The 20327-nt window shown below is 38.6% G+C and carries 17 protein-coding genes, 4 pseudogenes and 1 other annotated feature; of the genes and pseudogenes, 12 read left to right on the forward strand and 9 right to left on the reverse strand.

The features are described 5' to 3' along the window. Positions 1 to 766: 766 nt before the first annotated feature. Together AC2FA3_RS13410 and AC2FA3_RS13415 are read right to left on the reverse strand one after the other, a co-directional pair. Complete coding sequence (locus tag AC2FA3_RS13410) at positions 767 to 961, reverse strand: zinc ribbon domain-containing protein (protein ID WP_490510015.1); 195 nt, start codon at positions 959 to 961, stop codon at positions 767 to 769. Beyond that, positions 942 to 2081, reverse strand: a pseudogene (locus AC2FA3_RS13415) (RNA-guided endonuclease InsQ/TnpB family protein). The gene AC2FA3_RS13410 and the pseudogene AC2FA3_RS13415 overlap by 20 nt, the downstream one beginning before the upstream one ends. Before the next feature lie 257 nt (positions 2082 to 2338). On the opposite strand from AC2FA3_RS13415, the gene AC2FA3_RS13420 reads away from it, so the two are divergent. Continuing rightward, complete coding sequence (locus tag AC2FA3_RS13420; RefSeq protein WP_490510016.1) at positions 2339 to 2620, forward strand: hypothetical protein; 282 nt, start codon at positions 2339 to 2341, stop codon at positions 2618 to 2620. Between the two features lie 807 nt (positions 2621 to 3427). Continuing rightward, a complete protein-coding gene (locus tag AC2FA3_RS13425; RefSeq protein WP_490510017.1) occupies positions 3428 to 4597 on the forward strand; it encodes a hypothetical protein in 1170 nt (389 codons plus the stop codon). A 762-nt stretch (positions 4598 to 5359) separates the two neighbouring features. Here AC2FA3_RS13425 and AC2FA3_RS13430 read toward each other — a convergent pair. Beyond that, positions 5360 to 6922, reverse strand: a pseudogene (locus tag AC2FA3_RS13430) (IS3 family transposase). 269 nt (positions 6923 to 7191) lie between these two features. On the opposite strand from AC2FA3_RS13430, the gene AC2FA3_RS13435 reads away from it, so the two are divergent. The 6 genes from AC2FA3_RS13435 (at position 7192) to AC2FA3_RS13460 (ending at position 11984) form a co-directional block, all read left to right on the forward strand. Then, a complete protein-coding gene (locus AC2FA3_RS13435; RefSeq protein WP_490510019.1) occupies positions 7192 to 8067 on the forward strand; it encodes a hypothetical protein in 876 nt (291 codons plus the stop codon). A 124-nt stretch (positions 8068 to 8191) separates the two neighbouring features. Then, positions 8192 to 9538: a serpin family protein gene (locus AC2FA3_RS13440; protein ID WP_490510020.1), complete on the forward strand. Its 1347-nt coding sequence runs from the start codon at positions 8192 to 8194 to the stop codon at positions 9536 to 9538. A 47-nt stretch (positions 9539 to 9585) separates the two neighbouring features. Beyond that, a complete protein-coding gene (locus tag AC2FA3_RS13445) occupies positions 9586 to 9873 on the forward strand; it encodes a hypothetical protein (protein ID WP_193032394.1) in 288 nt (95 codons plus the stop codon). A 38-nt stretch (positions 9874 to 9911) separates the two neighbouring features. Further along, positions 9912 to 10589 carry a hypothetical protein gene (locus AC2FA3_RS13450; protein WP_490510021.1) on the forward strand — a complete coding sequence of 226 codons (678 nt, stop codon included), beginning with the start codon at positions 9912 to 9914 and terminating at the stop codon, positions 10587 to 10589. A 58-nt stretch (positions 10590 to 10647) separates the two neighbouring features. Further along, the gene (locus AC2FA3_RS13455; protein WP_490510022.1) at positions 10648 to 10965 is read left to right on the forward strand and encodes a hypothetical protein; all 318 of its coding nucleotides are present in this window, start codon (positions 10648 to 10650) and stop codon (positions 10963 to 10965) included. Positions 10966 to 11357: 392 nt separating this feature from the next. After that, complete coding sequence (locus AC2FA3_RS13460) at positions 11358 to 11984, forward strand: LysE family translocator (protein WP_490510023.1); 627 nt, start codon at positions 11358 to 11360, stop codon at positions 11982 to 11984. Positions 11985 to 12029: 45 nt separating this feature from the next. On the opposite strand, the pseudogene AC2FA3_RS13465 reads toward AC2FA3_RS13460, so the two are convergent. From AC2FA3_RS13465 to AC2FA3_RS13475, 3 genes and pseudogenes are all read right to left on the reverse strand, one after another. Further along, positions 12030 to 12971, reverse strand: a pseudogene (locus AC2FA3_RS13465) (IS3 family transposase); the annotation flags it as partial. Continuing rightward, positions 12858 to 12974 (reverse strand) — a sequence feature (AL1L pseudoknot). It overlaps the preceding pseudogene by 114 nt. A gap of 350 nt (positions 12975 to 13324) precedes the next feature. Beyond that, positions 13325 to 13627 (reverse strand): helix-turn-helix domain-containing protein, encoded by a 303-nt coding sequence (locus AC2FA3_RS13470; RefSeq protein WP_475130157.1) that lies wholly within the window; start codon positions 13625 to 13627, stop codon positions 13325 to 13327. Between the two features lies 1 nt (position 13628). Then, positions 13629 to 13976: a type II toxin-antitoxin system RelE/ParE family toxin gene (locus tag AC2FA3_RS13475; protein ID WP_290189212.1), complete on the reverse strand. Its 348-nt coding sequence runs from the start codon at positions 13974 to 13976 to the stop codon at positions 13629 to 13631. 246 nt (positions 13977 to 14222) lie between these two features. Here AC2FA3_RS13475 and AC2FA3_RS13480 point away from each other — a divergent pair, with 246 nt between their 5' ends. Then, positions 14223 to 14822: a recombinase family protein gene (locus AC2FA3_RS13480; RefSeq protein ID WP_490510024.1), complete on the forward strand. Its 600-nt coding sequence runs from the start codon at positions 14223 to 14225 to the stop codon at positions 14820 to 14822. A gap of 192 nt (positions 14823 to 15014) precedes the next feature. Here AC2FA3_RS13480 and AC2FA3_RS13485 read toward each other — a convergent pair whose 3' ends face one another. Next, positions 15015 to 16322, reverse strand: a complete 1308-nt coding sequence (locus AC2FA3_RS13485) for an RNA-guided endonuclease InsQ/TnpB family protein (RefSeq protein ID WP_490510025.1) — start codon at positions 16320 to 16322, stop codon at positions 15015 to 15017. 285 nt (positions 16323 to 16607) lie between these two features. On the opposite strand from AC2FA3_RS13485, the gene AC2FA3_RS13490 reads away from it, so the two are divergent. Next, on the forward strand, positions 16608 to 17276 hold the full coding sequence (locus AC2FA3_RS13490; protein ID WP_490510026.1) for an epoxyqueuosine reductase QueH: 669 nt from the start codon (positions 16608 to 16610) through the stop codon (positions 17274 to 17276). Here the strand turns inward: AC2FA3_RS13490 and AC2FA3_RS13495 are convergent. Continuing rightward, positions 17273 to 18667, reverse strand: a complete 1395-nt coding sequence (locus AC2FA3_RS13495) for a methylenetetrahydrofolate reductase C-terminal domain-containing protein (protein ID WP_490510027.1) — start codon at positions 18665 to 18667, stop codon at positions 17273 to 17275. The genes AC2FA3_RS13490 and AC2FA3_RS13495 overlap by 4 nt on opposite strands. A gap of 128 nt (positions 18668 to 18795) precedes the next feature. Then, a pseudogene (locus AC2FA3_RS13500) lies at positions 18796 to 18936 on the reverse strand (IS982-like element ISPsma1 family transposase); the annotation flags it as partial. A 37-nt stretch (positions 18937 to 18973) separates the two neighbouring features. On the opposite strand from AC2FA3_RS13500, the gene AC2FA3_RS13505 reads away from it, so the two are divergent. Further along, positions 18974 to 19630, forward strand: coding sequence for an IS1595 family transposase (locus AC2FA3_RS13505; protein WP_490510028.1), 657 nt, complete (start codon positions 18974 to 18976; stop codon positions 19628 to 19630). Positions 19631 to 19705: 75 nt separating this feature from the next. After that, positions 19706 to 20158, forward strand: a complete 453-nt coding sequence (locus tag AC2FA3_RS13510) for a hypothetical protein (protein ID WP_490510029.1) — start codon at positions 19706 to 19708, stop codon at positions 20156 to 20158. Positions 20159 to 20327 lie beyond the last annotated feature (169 nt).

A 20327-nucleotide genomic window follows, 5' to 3' on the forward strand; every position in this document is an offset into this window, starting at 1 on the left:
AATGAGCTTGGTTAACAAGCTGTGTTCAATCTTAGATGACAACGGTTGACGCCTGATATCCACGCCCTAAAAGTGACATGGTTTTACGGCGCTTTTTGATAAAAACTTCAAGATAAAATTACCACTAATTCGGTTAAATATATTTTGAGCAACAATGATTTGATGGATACATTGGTAGCCATGCTACATGGAGTTACACGCTATTGCAGCATAATTCTAAAGCCATTTAGACACGTTATCACTCAGCAATACAAAGGCAAGTAAACCACGCTTTATTGCGTTTGACCCAAGCACAACCATGATAGTATTGGCGACTGGTTTAGAACGTGCCAACGACAGAAAAAATATGTGTGAACGTATTCGCATTCAAGAAAGAAACAGCACAAGATTTTGAAGTTAAAAACAGATGTACTATTGCTCAAGTTACAAAGCTCAAAACAGCCTTAATCTAAAATTCTCCGGTCCTCTACCTTAATGAATATTTTTAGGTAGAGGTTTTTTTGGCTTTAATTCTGGCTGCCATCTAAAAATATAGGTTAGTTATGACATAGATAACAATGGCATAGTGAAGCGTAGTGTGAGTATTTAAGTAGATACACATATAAGTATATACGTTCAAAAAATATTTATAGTTACGTTTGGAAATACTTTGATATCTGTATTGATCAGACATAAGGTCAGTCAGCACAAATAATCAAAGGAGTTTGTTGACATACTCCCGCCACTTTCGACAAGCTCAAATGTGGGATTCTAAAAGCAAACGCTCTTAGGTGACTTTCTCACGACCATCACAAGTTTTCTGTTTCATTGGGCGGCTTTTACTGCATCCTCCCTCCACAGACAAAACGGCATGTCCTGCCGATAAAATATTTTTAACTGCGTTGATATCAGCATTTTCTTGATGGCCACATTCAACGCACTCAAATTTTGCTTTGGTGTGTCTATTTTCCTTTCGCAACATGCTTGCATTTAAAGCAAGTTCGGCTTGTATAACGCGGGTCTGGATCTACCTTGATGAGTAAGCCGCCGCACCATTGCTGCTTATAATTCATCATATCAATCATCATGCCACATCCTTGATCAAGAATTGATTTGTTCAATCCTGACTTGGCTTTGACATTGCGACCTTTATTTTCAAGAGTCCCGCTTGCAGATTTCGACATATTAACTACTTTTAAATCCTCACAGACAATCATGGCGTGGTTTTTGCTGATGTCAGTGCTGATTTTATGCAAGTAGTCATGGCGAATGTTAGCGATGTGATGGTGAAGCTTTTGGATTTTAAGGTTTCGCTTTTTTTAGTTATTACTAAATAAAACCTTACGACTTAATTGACGCTGTAATTTAGCCAGCTTGACTTGATTGGTTTTAAAGCTATTTTTTGGCTTGACGTACTGACCATCTGAGGTGCTAATGAGTTTGTTAATACCTAAATCAATACCAATGGCGCTTGCAGAAGGATGAATTGGGTTCTCCTCCAACTCTCGCTCAGTGCCAAACGACACGTACCAATGCTCTGATTTCTTGCTGATGGTAACGTTTTTGATGGTGCCGATAATCTCTTGTGATTTTCTAAACTTCACCAAACCAATACCATTCGGTAGTTTGACACGATTGCCTTCAACACGGCAATATTTATCAAACTGTACCAAGCGTATTGAATCACACCCATCTGATTTGCGCTTGAAGCGCGGCATAAGCGGGCGTAATTGGATTTCTGTGCCATCAGCAAGCTTGAAGAACTTAGGCTTTTTAGGTTTTTTCTTACTCTCTTTCAGCCTTGCATGAACTTTAGGGTCAAAAAAACGTGACCAAGCAGAAGCGAGATCACGAATCTTTTGTTGTAGAGACACCGCGTTAGAGCTTGCTTTTAAGAATGCAAACTCAGGATTTGCTTTAATATCCATGATTTTATTAACCAAATTGGTTGCATTAATAAACTTATTCTTAGCAAACATCTCAAACGATACCGCAAGCATTTGATTCCAAACAAAACGTGCAGAACCAACAAGGTTATTTAAAATAACATGTTGCTCTACGTTAGGCTCAAGCCTAAATTTATACGCTTTATTGATTTTCATGGAATGCTCGTTGTGAGTTAATAAATATTGCAATAGTTAATTATTTTATCAATATATTAGTGATTTTAGTGAAGCGTCTGTGTTAAAAATTAGGATATGCGAAATTCACCTCAACCCTAATGTAGGGTGGAGTCTTCTTTCGTGGGGTTGATAGATTAGATGGTGCAGTACCGCAGCTAAGAGAAATTTGCAGTTCATATCCAATGTATAGCGGCACAAAACTCTACAAGAGGATAAATCAAAGTGTGAAGCACAAGATGCCTAAACAGTTTACTGCAGCACAATTAATTGCTCAAACGGAAGATCATAATATTTGCCACCGGGCGCGCAACTTTCATTATTATTGCTTTGACTGTAAGGTGGCAGCATTCACTGATGACCAGGCCTTAAAGTTGGCTTTAATTAAGAAGAACGGACTTCATATTCATGATCCGTGGCTTGAACGCGCACCTAGTAAGGACGAGTTATTAGTAAATTTAATACTTAGAATATCACCTATCGCAGAAGTAGGTATTAATGAAAATGTGGACGCTACGTAGCATTCGCAAACGAACAGTAAACCTTAGTTATTCCTGGGCAGTTAGTTGCTGTCATCATGTCATGTCAGCTTATACAAAGTACAGGCTGGCAAGATAAGAGCCACCTATATTTTCACCCGTTTTATCCTTTGGTACTGTAAGCCGGTTTATGCCAATAGAAATAGATTAGCGAGATTTGAGCCTTTTATACTACATATTACCCATTACACCAAACATCCCCTAAAGTCGCTTAGAATGTAAATCGACGTCGCTGATCTAAAAACATGGGCGAGCTACCTCATAAAAGACAAAGACCTAGTAACGCGGTGAATGGGGTTTTTGAGTAGATAAACATATAAGTAGGTATGTATAAAAAATCCTTCAAAATTACGTTTGGTTATATAATATTAGCTATTAATGATTAGGCAATAAGTCAATCATACCAGCCGCATAAACCACAAAGGATATAGCGATATGACCAATCATAAAAAATACTACATCGCTAATGTTTGTATCTAGGCTTCCACTGATGAAAACCCTCTTACTTTTTTAGAAAACTATATTACAGATAGCAAAGACGTTTCGTTTTACTTTACCATAGATAACATTGAAGTCAGTTTCATTGACTTTAAAGACTTTGACAATAGCTTGCTTAAGCAAACTGTAGAATTGGAGCTTGCTACTATAGTTCAGTTAAATATCACTGGCGGCGTTGAAATAAATGGCTATGCAACCGAAGAAGAAATATCAGTTAATACGTTCTACACCTCTTAGTTTGTCGCTAAGAAGTTCTGATTTATACCATATACTTAAAATAGGGAGCGCAACATGCACCATAACAAAGAAAAGCTGATCGCATTGCTGGCGAGTAAGGGCTGGAGTAAACCGCTTATCGATGCCACTTTTGAGCTGGTAGGCGGGTTTGACGCACTTGTTGAGCTCACAAATGTTGTTTGGCCTATGATATTTGCTAATAGTCTTGGCAATCAGGTTGAAATTGATGAAGATGATGGCTCTGATTTGTTAGCCGCAACCAAAATATTGAATGGGATAAAAGAGCTTAGTGATAACAACATGCCCGCTCTAAACGCTTATTTGGATACTCATTCTGACGATATCTTACTGGCGTTAATAACACAGTTTGACGATCCAGCTGCACGACTAACAACGCTTAGTGATCAAATATGGCCTGAAGAAGCCAATGAATATATCAATGCAGGTCAGCTAAAAGAGGAATATAAACGAGATGTGGTCAATATTATGGTGTACTACGCTTGTTATTGGCTAACATATATCAGCGGCGGCTTTAATACTGACCGACTGGCCTTAATTGACCTATCAGAAGTCACTTCAATAGGTTTGTTTAACGGACAAATAAACGTAGAGTCCAAGCCAAAAGAGAAAAATGCAAGGTTCATCGGTACGCTAGAAGAGCTTTATGAGGTATGTAATACCTATTACATACAAATGTTTTGGAGTGGCACAGGCAAAAAAAGAGTGATTACCGGCATTTATATAAAAAAGAAAGAGCCGTTAACAGAAAATATTCCAGTGCATATAAACCTTAAAAAACTATCAAGCGTTGTAACCCGGGGTTCATGTTTCGTTGAGCTTAGTATGACATCTACTTCAAAGAGCGTTAATGATCGGGACTTACTTTGTTTGTCTGATGACACTGTGGCTAAAATCAACGTGGCGGGCAGTCATGAGCTTGAACTAATTATGAGTGAAAATGCAGTTTTAGACCTAAGCGGTAACGTGGTGAGTGGTAGTGCTCAAATTGAGGATCAAAGCCGCTTGATAGCGCTCGACTTTAAAACTGATGAGTTTTTCATCTGTCATCGATTAGACGAGGGTTCGCGGGTCTTCGCTAATAGCGCAAATTTCCATGTTGATCGACGAATTGATGATGACCCGTCCAATTTTGCCAATAAAGCCGCCGATGAATTCTGTGATGAATACATCGGTTATCTCAGAAAGCAGCGCATGGAGGAATAACGATCATACCCGCCAGCATTAAAAAACAGCCGCTTATAGTAGCTGTTTTACGTTTAGGGTGATACCTACAACTAAACCGGACTAACAAGGCTCCTAGAGCAGATTAACACGATTAGCAAATCGTTTAGGCTGGCACGTTTGGCTGTCTCAAAATCGTTTTTCGGTAATTCATAGCGTTACTTTGGATTTAAATACTTCTAAATACTTTAATAAAATCTTTAGCTACATCCCAACCTTGAACATAAACACTTATCTTATAATAAAGTAAGCGGTGATGAAGGGCCATAGCGCGTGCAGCAAGATACAAAGCGCCTTCTAAGTCACCTAAGCGTTATATCTAGTAGTAATTATATAAGATATATATTGTAAGCCTTATAAGGGAAAATAATTTTTATATATAATATGCACTATATAAAACGTATGGTTGGTTCAAGAAATTTTGTATTTGCTCAGCCAGTTCTTAAGGTCAGTTTGGTTAGTCATTGCTTATTCTCCTGTTAGTAAATTATAAGCAGTTACACAGTTTTTAGGAAAATCCGTTTCTTCCTCTAAAACCATTTAACTTATATTTATCTGAAATTAGGTTCATGATAAAAATATCATATAATACCTTTGATATAAAAGACTTTATTATATTATTATTCTAATTTATTTTATTTTTTATTCATGAACTTAACAAAAATGACATTTTTTTAATGTTTTTAGCGCAACTAAACCATTTACTTCGGAGTTTATCAAGCTAGTTGTCACTATCAAGCCAAATTAAGCGGCTTGTAATATTGGCTGTTTGTGCTCTTTTACAGGGTTGAGTGTTGTCGGTCCCACAGGCTCGCAGTTTCTAACCTTTTGACTACCCCAACGTAGTGGGTTTTGAGCTTTAGCATGCTGCATCGTTAGCAGACGCTTCGCCAGTATTTTCTTATCCTCACCCGTATGGCGCTGATTGGGCGTCACAAAGTTAAGCTGACTGTGCTTATGCTCATGGTTATACCAGCGCGTGAACGTCAGTACCCACCGTCTTGCTGCATCCAAACTCTTGAAGCCTTCAGTTGGCCAATTAGAGCGATACTTGCAAGTTTTAAAGAGCGACTCTGCAAAAGGATTATCATTACTGACTCTTGGTCTGCTATATGACGTCACAACGCCAAGCTCATACGCTTTCATGCGCATGGTTTGTGCTTTCTTTCATCGGTGCCCCATTGTCTGAGTGTAATACCACGCCCGTGTGTAGCGCATTTTCACTGATTAACGTACGCTGTAGCAGCTCGGCTGCAAGCTCTCCTGACTCACAATCATGCACTTCCCAACCGACAATCTTACGGCTATAGACATCCTCTATCATATACAGATAATAAAACTGCCCGCGAACCGGGCTTGGCAAATAAGTGATGTCCCAGCAAAATACCTGGCAAGGACCCGTCGCTGTGAAGGTCTTTGGTGCTTTAGATACGCGAGGTGCCAGAGCTCGACCACGATGATTGAGTTGATTATGCTGCTTTAATATCCGATAAAAAGTGGATTCAGAGCCATAGTATATCCCCTCATCAAGGAGGGTTGGTACGATTTGGGTGGGCGGTAGACTGGCAAAGCGCGGCTGATTGCAGACGGCTATAATGGCAGCTTTCTCAGTCGGTGTCAGTTTATTCCTCGGGGCTTGGCGCACGGCATCAGGCCGCTTGTCAGCAGTCACTTGACCGTTACGATACCAGCGCCGATAGGTACGCACGCTGATGCCCACCTCAATACAGGCAAGGGTAAATCTGGCACCTGACTGATTCGCGTCTTGTATCCACGACAGGTATTGTTTGCGCTTGGGCAGTAGGGTCAGTCGTCCTCGTTGTCGGTCTCCCAAAACGCTTCCAACTTTTTTCGCAGTACTAATAAGGCGGCAGTTTCAGCTAAGGCTTTGTCTTTGCGATTAAGTTCGCGTTGTAGCTGTTTGATGTGTTTTTTGTCCGTCTGCTGCTGACGTTTGTATTTAAGGCTTTGTTGTTTGCTACTATTGAAGCCTTGGAGGGCATTAGCACGCCATACTTTTATTTGTTCAATATAGAGTCCTTTACGGCGGCAGTATTCGCTAAGCTCTGTTTCAGATAGTCCACTGGTTTCGATGATGGTGGCAAGTTTGGTCTCGCTTGTCCAGTCATCAGGGGTTGTCTTGTTTCCAGGCATGGGCTGTCCTTGTTCTCTAGCTTGATGACGCCAATTATACAAAGTTTGTAGGCCGATGCCTTCATTTCTTGAGACTTCGGCAACGGTTAGGCTGAAGGGTGGTAGTAGTTTGCTGAGTATGGCTTTTTTACGGTCTTCACTGTAGCGTGGCATAATTAGTCCTTGATGCCCCCATTTGGATTGTTTTTTTAGGGGTGACAACTATCCTGCCATAGGGGGACTTCAGCACATTCCAAAGTGAAAAGGAGCTGAAAACGTTAATACAAAACAACTGGGAGGATGAATACAGAGTAAATCAGTTGTTTTGAAACCGCCAAATATATATCTGTCCAGTTCCCTATACAGTAGCCGAGATAGTGGCTATTACAGTCACTACTCAGCCTTGAATATTCTTATAATCCTAATTTATTTTTGAGCCCAATATGAAGAATAAAAAGTATTGTTGTCTTAAAAAAACACATATTAATTCTGTTATAAGTGCCTTAGCTATCAGTAGCATATTATTTGTAGTCAGTGGCTGTGACAGTACCACGAAAGAAATTAAGCCTACTGATAACGTAGCCACAAACACAGCGATTGCAGGTAATGCAGCTTTTTCAGATAAATCTAAAGTCCAATTAACAGGAGCATTACCTATAACTACTAATGATGCTGAAAACTTAGTTCAATCCAGCGATAATGTCGATAGTAATGTTAAATACATGAAAGTAGCGGATAGTGGTTTGCCAGAATTTGAAATTAATAGTTTGAAACGGGACTTTGAAAATTTAAATAAATATGGTAGCTATAGTGGAGGAAATATTACTCATGAATTTACTAAAGCTGGCGACTTGAAAGTTGCTTTGGAAAAAAATAATGGCTTAAAAAATATATTAAAAAAACTAAGTTTTATTCCTACTGATATAGAAGCATTACTTGGTAATGACTTGAAGCTTGTAGGGGCTGATTACTCAGGGGCTCTGAATAAAGGTAAGTTTAATTCTATTTTTAGATATTATGAAAATAATGATGGGAAACGATTTGAGATAAATGAGATATATTTAACCCCTGAAAATAATTATTCTCTTCACATATATATAGAATCATTGAATTTTTATTTAGCAGGTCATCTTGCTACTCTTCAAAATCTAAAAAGCGTTGAAAATAAAGAGATTTACAATCTTGATTTTAACGTAAACAAGAGAGTTTTTTCTATTAGTTCAGAGGGATTCAACTATTCAGAATTTCTACAAACGAGCATGAAAATAGCTGATTTAGCTGAAAAAAATAACTGTTCTTCCCTAATTTTATACTGTTAAAAATATAGCTCATTTTAAACTTTCTATCTTATGTATATTATATTTACCAAAGTACGCTAAACTATTGTATAGAGATGATACTAGAATGGCATCATCTTAACTCTATATCATTAGTGAACCAGTTATGAAAAATAACTCTTATCTTTTCTCCAAAAAACTATGGCATAGCCGCTTCATAAGTGCATTAACGATTAGTAGCCTATTATTCGTAGTCAGTGGCTGTGACAGTACTATAAGAAATAATAGAACGGGTGCTGTAACAGATACCATTCCTCATAATCAGCCAACTATTAACCATCAAGCGCTTCCGATTGAGGTAAAGGCTTTGACCTCAATACCAGAGGGTATTGCTGAAGTCGTCACTGCCAACAATCAATTCGCCATTGATATGTATCAGCAGATAAACGGCAAATCTGAGCAAGTAGATGAGAACGTATTTTTCTCACCCTATAGCTTATCTACTGCGATGGCAATGCTCTATGCCGCAGCGGAAGGGGAAACAAAAGCGCAAATTCAGAAGACCTTTCATTATCCCTCAATGGATGTTCTTAACCCTAATAGCGCTGCGCTCTACAATCAATTTAATAAGCTCAATCCCGACTACAAGCTTGCCACGGCCAATGATTTATGGATGCAACAAGGGTTGCGTCCCAACCAAAACTACTTGGATACAGTACAACATTATTACAGCGGCCAAGTGACCGCTCTTGATTTTGAAGGCAGTCCTGATCCTGCGCGTCAGACCATTAATAAAAAGATAGCTGATAAAACCAAACAGTTGATTCCTGAATTATTACCCAAGGGTAGCATTAAATCTGATACTGCTGTGGTACTAACCAACGCCGTCTATTTCAAGGGCGATTGGACCCTGCCTTTTATGGCTGAAAGAACCAGTGCCCAGCCTTTTTATAATGCTATCGGCAGAACCTCTACCGTCCAGATGATGGAGCAACAGTCTTATTTTGACTATTATGAGGACAAACATATACAGGTCGTGCAATTGCCTTATAAAGGTGATGACCTATCTATGCTCGTAGTGTTACCCAAATTCAATCATAAACTTGCTATGCAGCAATTAGCTAAGAGTTTAAATGCAACTAAGATTAAGCAATGGCGTTCAGGCTTAGTAAGACAAGAGGTGGACCTTCAACTGCCAAAGTTTAAGTTAGATGCGCGTTATCAGATGAAAACGTTGCTCGCTGATATGGGTATGCCAAAAGCGTTTAATAATGGGGCTGAATTTAACTTATATGCTGATGGCCCACCGATAAAGCTGGATGAGGTCTATCATCAAGCGGTGGTCACCGTCGATGAAAAAGGGACCGAAGCGGCGGCAGCGACGGCTATTGTAGGTATGTATACTGGTATGTCTTATCCTGCCGAATTTAAAGCCGATCATCCATTTATGTTTATGATTAAAGACAATAAAACTGGTGCAATATTATTTTTGGGTCAGGTGAATAAGCCTTAATTGGAGGCAATAGATATAGAGTTAAGTAGCTAATCAAAAGGATAGTCATGTTTGATTTTTTAAAACATAAAAAGGAAGATAGCTGGGCTGATAAAATATTAGTGATAGTGATACGTCTTACCATTACAGGCTTGATAGTAATGTTAGGGTTTTTCTTGGCCTTTGCTGCCACGATGGGGCCACCTATTGCGCCGCATATTTGGAATGGTAATCTGGATGGCGGTATTAGAATAAGCATTATTGTTCTTGGCTTTGGTTCGTGTGCTGCTGTATTGATTTGGTTTTTTTGGAAACTATGTGGTGATGTTTATCGATTCATTATTCGTACCAAATAAAACTCTAGTAAGCTGATTTGTGAAAGAAGGATTATAAAATGCGTTTTTTATATCGCATGCCTATTTTGATCATACTATTTTTGACCATGCAAACTGTCTGGGCTTGTATGCCGCACTCGGATAACGATGTATTTATTGCTCGTTTGCAATCATCGCAGCCCACACTAATAGATGATCAGCAAAAAGGCTTCGACTTGCAATTTAGCAATCCACGCTTTGTCTTTCGTACCCTTAGAATGTGGTTTTTTTACTCTAAGCCTGAACATTGGCAAAGTGATTTTGAGTTGAAGGGTATCGAGCCAAATGACTTGGTTATTGGGCTGGCGTATAACCAAGATGGCGGTAAACCAAAAGATTATACGGTAGTATCAATAGCAACCCTAAGCTGTAAAGATGATAAATTAATAATTGGCAAACCTTTAGTGTCTTTTTTAGCATGGAACCGAGAAAACGGCAGTTGTCGCCATGATAGCCACGATGGTATCGGCATATTAGATGGGTTTATAGGAGAGGATCAGGAATATTATTTACAGAAGCTGCAAGCCAAATATCCTACCTGCAATAAGCTGAACGCTGCGTTCCCTAGCGGCGCTGATAAAAGGGGGTTGAGTAATAGTACCGATTCAGTTAATACTCATAGTACATCCAAACAAGACAGCCATCCTCAAATATCATTTTGGGAAAAGGTTAAGTTTTGGTTTAGGCAGTGGATATAACGCCCCATATTTAACGACAGACTGTGAAAACGTAAGCTATATAAAATAAGGAGCTGCAATGAATGTTCTATATAAAGTAACAGGTTTAATGATACTTGGGTTAAGTTTGATGTCTTGTGATGCGCTATACAGTACGAGTACAGCTAAGAGCGCATCAGAGGACAATCATCTTAATACAGCCACGAGCGGATTAGACCAATCACTTGCCGCAACAGATATGAGCGACAGTGATTTCAATAAGTTAACCCACGGCATAAGACCAAACTTTTCAAATAAGCCGCTGCCACAATCTGACTTAACGTTGGCAGATAAGAACAAACGCTCTGATTGTGGTTTTGATATGCGCGTGGCTGATAAAGCAAAGCAGCTGACTTAAAGGGATCTGTTAATCTAATACCATTGCTGATATCAACATTCATTTTTTTATATGTTACTTACTGATCTGATCAAACGGGTGCGCCTCCCAAGCAGGGAGTTGGAATTTAGCTGTTGGCTAATCAAATAAATGATTAAGATTGTTGAGACAGTCTCAGCATACCTCGTTAAGTACCTACCTTAAACGATTATAGAGAGATGATGACTATGACTAACCAAAATGAATGCTGCGTGGTGTATTTTTCATCTGATTCAATTTTATTTAAGTAGTGACTTTATACATCAAGACGCCTTCAATAAGAGTGTTGCCAAAGTATAATGCTACCGGCATTACTGCAGGCCACTTTAGTCAAATGGTATCTAAAGATACTTCCTATAAAAAGGTATTAATAAATGATTGATTACTCTCTGTTGGTTGCCTATTTTTTAGCCATTCTATTATTTTTAGGTACTCCAGGACCTGTAACTGTACTAGTGGTAAGTGCAAGCGTGAAAAGTGGGTTTAAAGCAGGATTAGCAACAGTAGCAGGGACTAATATTGCATCTCTAGTTTTAATAGCCATATCATTTATTATTCTTCAGGGAGTGTTTTCAGTTAGCGAAACCGCAATGCTCTGGCTCTCTTTTTTGGGTGCCTTTTATCTTATATATTTTTCTATAACTATTATAAAAGACAAAATTGATATTAAGCAGACTGTACAAGAAAGCTCAAGTCTTGTTACGAAGAACCATTTTAAAGACGGATTTCTTATAGGTATCTCTAATCCTAAGGATGTTGTTTTTTTTATTGCCTTTTTTCCCTTATTCTTAGAGGTATCAAGCGATATATATTCATCTATGCTGATTCTTACGCTAGTATGGATATTATTAGACTATAGTTTACTATCTATTTATTGTTTTATTTTTTCAAAAGTTAGCAGTAATAGAGTTGCAAATATAATCGGTAGAGTTTCAGGAACTATACTATTGCTTATCGGTATTTATGTACTGTGGGAAACTAGTAGAAGGTTGTTTTTATAAGAAAACTGAACCGCCCCGACTTTATCGGAGGCTTATTTACTTGAGTCAGGCAGCAACACCTGACAGGATTAAATTATCATAATACTGCTTTTCAAACTCAAAAGGTGACACATAACCAATCGTGCTATGCAAACGCTTCTTGTTAAACCAGTCTACCCATTCAAGGGTTGCTAATTCAACATCGTTGACGCCAGTCCAGCTCTCTTTCAAATAATGAATCACCTCAGACTTATATAGGCCATTGACCGTTTCAGCCAATGCATTATCATACGAATCGCCAGTTGTGCCGACCGAGGCAATAATGCCAGAGTCCGTCATTCTAGAAGTGTAGCGAATGGATAAGTACTGAACCCCGCGATCGCTATGATGAATCACTTCTTTAGGATTATTCCTATCTGTTATCGCTTGATTGAGCGCGGCCATCACCATATCACTGTTCATGCGATTAGATACTTTCCAGCCCACAATGGCACGAGCAAACACATCAATAATAAAAGCGGTATATACCCAGCCGCTTGTCGTCTTGATATAGGTAAAATCTGCAACCCACAGCTGGTTAGGGCGATGAGCGCTAAAGTTACGATTAACCAAGTCATCAGCACGCTTCTGGTCGTCACGGCTGTTGGTGGTAATCTTACCCTTACCGCGCCAGACGCCCTGCATCTCATGCTGGCTCATTAAACGCTCTACGGTGCAACGAGCAATGCGTAATCCATCTGCTTTCATCTGCTGCCAGACTTTACGCGCACCATAACGGCATTTGCTGTCCTGCCAGATGCGTATAATTTTACTGAGGTAGAAGTCGTCATGCTGACTGCGTAGTGAGCGCTTGTGTGGGTTGTCGCTTAAGTCTTGAGCACGATAATAAGTTGACGGGGCAATCGGTAATACTCGACAGATCAGCTCGACCCCATAAAGATGTTTATTGTCGTCGATAAATTGAATCATGATTTTAGTCAGCGGTCGAGCTCCGCCTGGGCGAAAAAAGCAGCAGCCTTACGTATGACCCCTGCCGTCAAATCCGTACAGTTAAACTTGGGAGGTTTTAATCACACAGCCTTACGATAAAAATCAAATCGCAAGAACCATGATTGTTTTTTTGATAAAAGATGCGTTTTTATTTTTATTAAGGTATACCCTAGCGGAACCACCTAAAAAGCCCCCAAAACCTATTAACAGACCACTTATAACAGACTGTTAATATGGAATCATATATAATAGGCCCTTGAATTAAGGGACTGGCTACTGTGCTTTCCTGATAACATTAGCCTATTATTAGTAATAAAAAAGCCACCCATAAGAAGGTGGCTTATTAGCGCTTGAATCACTTGAATTCATTATTACACATTAAAGCCTATGTGCTTCCCTGTTGGGAGCTCAACATCGATACGAAGCTTACCACCCATGGCCTCAACATATTTTTTCATGGTCGATATTTTAAGATCATTGCCGCGATTTTCTATAGCAGACAATGAAGGCTGCTTAATACCCATGGTTTGAGCCAGCTCTTTTTGAGAGATCTCTAATTCTTCACGGATACGAGACAGCTGGTTTTCTAAAAGCAACTGCTCTGCCAGTTGTTGAATACGAGCTCGGCTATCTAAAGAGCGCTCAGCTAACATCTCTTGTAGTGTCTTAGTCATGTTATGGATCTCCTAATGTTCTGAGGTGACACTCATACTGCTGGTCTGCAGTGGCTAGCATTTCTTTATAAAAACGCTTTTTATTACCTTTATCACCGATACACAGCACAATCGCTTGCCGCTTTGGGTCAAAGGCAAAAAAGGCTCTGAGTGGCTTGCCTCTGTGCTGAATACGCAACTCTTTCATGTTGGTAAACTTTGAATCATACACCGTATCTACTAAAGGGCGACCCAAGCTTGGACCTTGCTGTTCTAAAACCACCAAAGCTGCCAATACTTTTTCTTGCGTTGATTCATCTTGCTGATCAAACCATTGGTTGAACAGCTCTGTTGTGATGACAGTCCACATATAAAAACCAATATATAGATTACAGTCTATATTATACAGCTAATCGAGACAGTCTGCAATTAGAGTGAGCAGCTCTTAACAGCCTATGCTTAGTAGCGACCATATTTTCTATCGTTAACCTATTCTCTAATAATAAACTCACTAAGTGATAGTAGGTCTATTATTAGACTATTTGTGATAGCTAAAAGATAATAAACTGCTCATATTATCATTGAACCTGAAAATATAACTTTAAAAGATAAGTTGATGACTATGACGTTGCGAATTTATGTGAGAGCCAGTACTAAAGATCAAGACGCCAAAAGAGCATTGGCAGATCTGATTTTGTTTAGTCAGCAGTATGAGGGCAGCTATGTTGATTACATTGAACATTACAGCGGTACAAAGCTCGATAGACCTGCATTAACAGAATTGCTTCATAAGGCTGAACAAGGGGATCTATTATTAGTTGAAAGCATCGATAGGCTCAGCCGTCTCTCACAAGACGACTTTGCTATCTTAAAGCAGCGTATTAAAGATAAAGGCTTGCGATTGGTCGTCGCTGATTTACCCACCACGTATACCGTTAGTGAGGGTATGACAGGTGACATTTTCAAAGTGATTAACGATATGCTCATAGATTTATTAGCAACGATGGCAAAGCTTGATAATGACAAGCGTAGGGAGCGCATTAAGCAGGGTTTAGCCAATAGCGGCTATAAGCCAACAGGTAAAAAGGCGAACCTCGCAAAACACAATCGTATTAAGCAATTAGCCAGTCAAAATAATCTGACAAAAGATGAGATAGCAAAAGCGTGTGGGGTCGGAGTGGCGATGGTTTATCGAGTGTTGAAAAAAGCAGTGTAGCTTCACACGTAAAGCTACACTGCTTTTTATAAGTAGTTCGTTAATACTAGGCTGTTTTAGATGGTCTATAAATATGTTTGAAGACCCTAAAGGGTGGCTCCAGTGGGGTTTAACCTACTATTGACGACTAGTATTGACATACTCCCGCCACTTTCGCCAAGCTCAAGTGGGGGATTCTAAAAGCGTTAGCGCTTAGGCGACTTTCTCACGAATGTCACAAGTTTTCTGTTTCAACGGGCGACCTTTACTGCATCCTCCCTCCGCAGACAAAACGGCATGTCCTGCCGATAAAATATTTTTAGCTGCATTAACATCTGCGTTCGCTTTATGATCGCATTGGATGCACTCAAAGTTTGCTTGAGTGCGTCTATTTTCCTTGGCGATATGCTTGCACTCAAAGCAGGTTTGGCTGGTATATTGCGGATTGACTTTGACAAGCAATCCGCCTGTCCAGTGCTGCTTGTACTCAAGCATATCAACCATCATACCCCAGCCTTGATCCAAAATGGATTTATTCAATCCTGACTTGGCTTTGACATTACGCCCTTTGTTTTCTAACGTACCGCTGGCAGATTTCGACATATTGGCTACTTTTAAGTCCTCACAAGCAATCATGGCGTGGTTTTTGCTGATCGCGGTGGTGAGTTTATGCAAGTAGTCATGGCGAATATTGGCGATGTGATGGTGTAATTTTTGAATCTTACGGTTCTGCTTTTTCCAGTTTTGACTGAATAAGACTTTTCTACTTAATTGGCGCTGTAATGCGGCCAGTTTAATTTGATTGGCTTTAAAGCTGTTTTTGGGTTGGATGTGCTGACCTTCTGAGGTAGTAATCAGTTTAGTGATGCCCAAATCAATCCCTATGGCGCTTGTAGAGGGGTGAATTGGGTTTTGATCCAGTTCTCGCTCCATACCAAAAGACACGTACCAGTGCCCTGATTTCTTGCTGATGGTGACGTTTTTGATGGTGCCGATGATGTCTTGCGATTTTCTAAACTTCACAAAGCCAATGCTGCTAGGTAGTTTGATGCGGTTGCCTTCAATACGGCAATACTTATCAAACTGAACAAGCCTGATTGAGTCGCAGCCATCGGATTTACGTTTAAATCTTGGCATCAGTTGTCGTAGTTGAATCTCTGTGCCATCGCTTAGCTTAAAGAACTTGGGTTTTCGAAGCTTCTTTTCATTTGCTTTGAGCCTAGCATGAACTTTAGGGTCGAAAAATCGTGACCAAGCAGAGGCGAGATCACGTACTTTTTGTTGTAAAGATACGGCGTTGGCATGGGTTCTTAAGAAAGAAAAATCAGGATTGTTCTTTAAATCCATGATTTTATTAACCAAGTTGGTGGCATTAATAAATTCATTTTTGGCAAACATCTCAAATGAGATCGCTAGTATTTGATTCCAAACAAAACGTGCAGAGCCGACAAGATTATTTAGAATAATCTCCTGCTCTGCATTAGGCTCAAGCCTAAACTTATACGCTTTGTTGATTTTCATTACCGCAACTAATTTTGTTCGATAGAATATAAACTCTAAGGATTATTTAGATTTCATACAGTAGCTAATTTGTATAAAAATATAATAAACACTAGGCGAAATTCACCTCTACCCTAATGTCGGGTGGAGTCCTCTTTCGCTTTTAGATAGTATTTGCATGTATTTTAACCAGTTTATCGTTATCAAAAACTAGAGCGCCATAATCCTCATAAGACCAGTAATCAAGCTTGCCGATAGTATTTAGTTTAAGTAGAATATAGAGTTTAACTCTCACATCAAAAGACTATGTCTAACAAATTACAACGTCAAAAACTAACTCTTCCCAATGATCATAAAAAACTTTTATTACATTCTTGCTGCGCCCCGTGTTCAGGAGAAGTGATGGAAACGCTAATTGAATCTGGAATAGATTTTTCTATATTTTTTTATAACCCTAATATTCACCCAATCAAAGAATATGAAATTCGTAAAGAGGAAAACATTCGTTTTGCAAAGAAACACAATATACCTTTTATTGACTGTGATTATGATACAGATAATTGGTTTGAACGAGCCAAAGGTATGGAAAATGAACCTGAAAAAGGCATTCGTTGTACCATGTGTTTTGATATGCGTTTTGAACGTACTGCTTTATATGCAAAGGAAAATGGCTTTAGCCTTATCAGCAGTTCATTAGGTATTTCACGTTGGAAAAATATGCAACAGATCAATGATTGTGGTCATCGATCTGCATCTCACTATGATGGCATTACGTATTGGGATTACAATTGGCGCAAACATGGCGGTGCTGTTCGCATGCTTGAAATTAGTAAGAAAGAAGAATTCTATCAGCAAGAATATTGTGGGTGTGTCTATTCACTAAGAGATACCAATAGATGGCGGATGAAAAATGATCGTGAGCGAATTAAACTTGGTGTGAAGTTTTATTCAAATGCGATGGATGAAAAAAGTTAAGCTTTTGTCTTTAAATACCAGTTTTTCCAAGAGCTAGTTCCACGTATTGTAATAGGAACTGTTGGAATCAGTTTTTCTTTTAAAATATGCGTTTGTCCCACAACTTTAGCAAGCCTAGCTTTGACTGAATGAATACATTCTCGATCACCGAACTCACAGTAATCCAATGTGGTTCCACCACATGGACCATTGGCCAAACCTTTGGGGCAGGTTTCTGGACAAATATATATTGTTTCTCCCAAACGACATTGCCCACAACTCTCACAACCTAAAACAGCATGCTTACTTAGCCATTCTGTTTTTAACAAAGCTTTGGTAGTAGACTGTTTTTCCCAAAAAGAAGCTTTAAAAATAAAGCGACCAAATGCTCTAGCAGGTTTTGCATCAAAGAATGTGTTATGCATCATGTGTAAATGATGATATTTGATTAATTGTCCTATTGACGGTTGTTTCGAAGAATATGAAAAATCAGGTATAAATTCTTTTCCTGTTTTAACTTGCCATAATGAATTCCATAATAATTCAAGTGCATTTAAATCCAGATGACGATACGCATTAATCCAATGTTCAAGTAACAATTGTTCATCAGGATTATGGCAAGCAGATAGGTGAATACCTGCGAAACCAAGTTGTTTACAAATTAAAACCTGTAATGCACAACGTCTATAAGCGTACTCAGTTTTCCCAGATTTTTTCTCATCTTCTAATACTTTTACCATATGCGGAGTAATAACAATTCCAGCAACTTTATGTTTTAACATAAAGTTCGCACGTCCCAGACTTAGTGGCATGACACAGGCTAAAATTTTTTGTGTATAGCCATTTTCATGCATAATTTTCTTGCAATGCTTTAAGGCGTCAATGTCATAGCCTAATTGTGTGATGATAAAATCTGCACCAGCATGTATTTTTTTATGAAGTTTAAAATATTGAGCATCATGTTCAGCTTCATTATATTTAAATGGATTGAATGCGACTCCGATATTAAATCCACCATGTTGTTTGGCAGTCATTACTGCATTTACAGACTCTAAATAACGTGTACGCTTCAGATACGAGTCTTCATCAACATGATTTTTTAATTTATCACCAGTCAGTAAAAGTAAGTTTTGAATATTGGCAGAATTTGCTTGATCTAAAAATTTGTAAAAATCCTGTATATCTCTATCTTTACCTGCAAAGTGCAATACTTTATCAATTCCTGCTGGATAAAAAAAACTTGCATCAAGTGGACTCATATCCTGATCTGAATGTACTCGATCTGCTAAAGTCATCAATGCTGGAAAATCTGTAAGCATAGTTTTGACAGCAAACTTATTTGGTATAGATGTTAGATATTCGATCAAAACACAAAATTTATTTTGTGAAAAATAATGCACAAGGTCGGACATAAATTACTACGAATGATTGAGAGTTCAAAATAAAAAATATGATGTAATGTCTAACATCATACACACCTTATTCTAAGTCAAAAATGAGAGCTATAACACTCTTATTTTTATTGTTATATACCCCACTCTTAACTTGAAACAAGCAATTTAAACTGAAGTGGCGGGTTACCAAGTTTTTTGTTGAGCACAAAGCACAAATTATGTGACAGAATCTTACGAATCAATCGATGAGACAAATGCCATAAACCTCTTGCTCGTACTCTTTGTAGGGGCTGTAGTAGATAAGCACTATGCTAGACTACTTTTATGAAGATAACCCGTTGTAAACTAAGTAAAAAAGTACAGCGACGACTTTTAGAGTTTTTCACGGCTGAAGTGACTGCTAGAACAGCCGCAGATTTGCTTGATATTCAGCCTAACACTGCGGCACTTTTTTATCATAAAATCAGACTTGTGATAGATCACTATCTCTCATTACAAGCCGATGAGCTTTTTGATGGTGAAGTCGAATTAGATGAAAGTTACTTTGGCGGTGTACGCAAAGGCAAAAGAGGTCGCGGGGCTGCTGGTAAAACAGCCGTATTTGGTATCTTAAAACGAAATGGCAAGGTTTATACCATTGTCGTAGCAGACACCAAACAGACGACTCTAATGCCTGTTATCAAGCGTAAAATCAAGCCTGACAGCTTTATTTATACGGATAGCTATCGGAGTTACAATGCATTGGATGTGAGCGAGTTTAAACATTTCAGAGTCAATCACTCTAAAGAGTTCACTTGCGGTAAAAGCAATCACATCAACGGCATTGAGAACTTTTGGAACCAGTCTAAACGAACACTCAGAAAATATAATGGAATTGATAAGAAGAACTTCCATTTGTTTTTAAAAGAGTGTGAGTTTAGATTCAACTATGGGTCACCATCTAATCAGCTTAAAACTCTGAGAAAATGGTGTGATATTTAATTCTTATCTACTACAGCCCCTAAAATTATTAATGAAGCCTATTTATTTGGTGACCAACAGGATTTTTTAGCCGATATGACTGTGAGACCCCAGCCTCATAGAGGACTGCCAATCAATTATATATCAATGATTAGCCAAGGATCAGGGACAAATGCTTATCCTATAATAGGAGGCTGCTTTAATCCTATATTTGATATCAATAACATAAATACTGAGAACACGTTGTTTCACAGTTATAGTCAATCTAAAAAAAGTAGCAAGGCTGAGTTTGAACAAGATATTATAGATTTTATCTATATGGATTTTATTAGATCTATATCAATTTTATCCTTAAAAAAGCCTGGAGCGATGGAGCCTCAATTACGGGTGCTTAGCAAAGAGTATAAGAGTGACATCTGGAGCGGGTTTTTTTATGGTGGGAAAAGTTACTTGCGTCAAATTGATTTTGCGAATTTGTTAGATATAGAGCGTGATACGATAAACAAGCAGTGCAAGTCCACTGTTAATAAGAAAAATGGCAGTAATTAGAGCTATATATTATTGGAGCCTTAGCATTGTTAGTTAGTGTTGAGTTTTAAGACTTGTTTGGCTATATTTCAAGGTAGATTCACTATTAATCACGAATGGTGTTTACCGATGGTTCGAACATAATGATATTATCTACATCCCGCTTGCACGCGTATGTAGCCAAACGAGG

Source organism: Janibacter sp. CoH_79_TC_3, assembly GCF_058197955.1.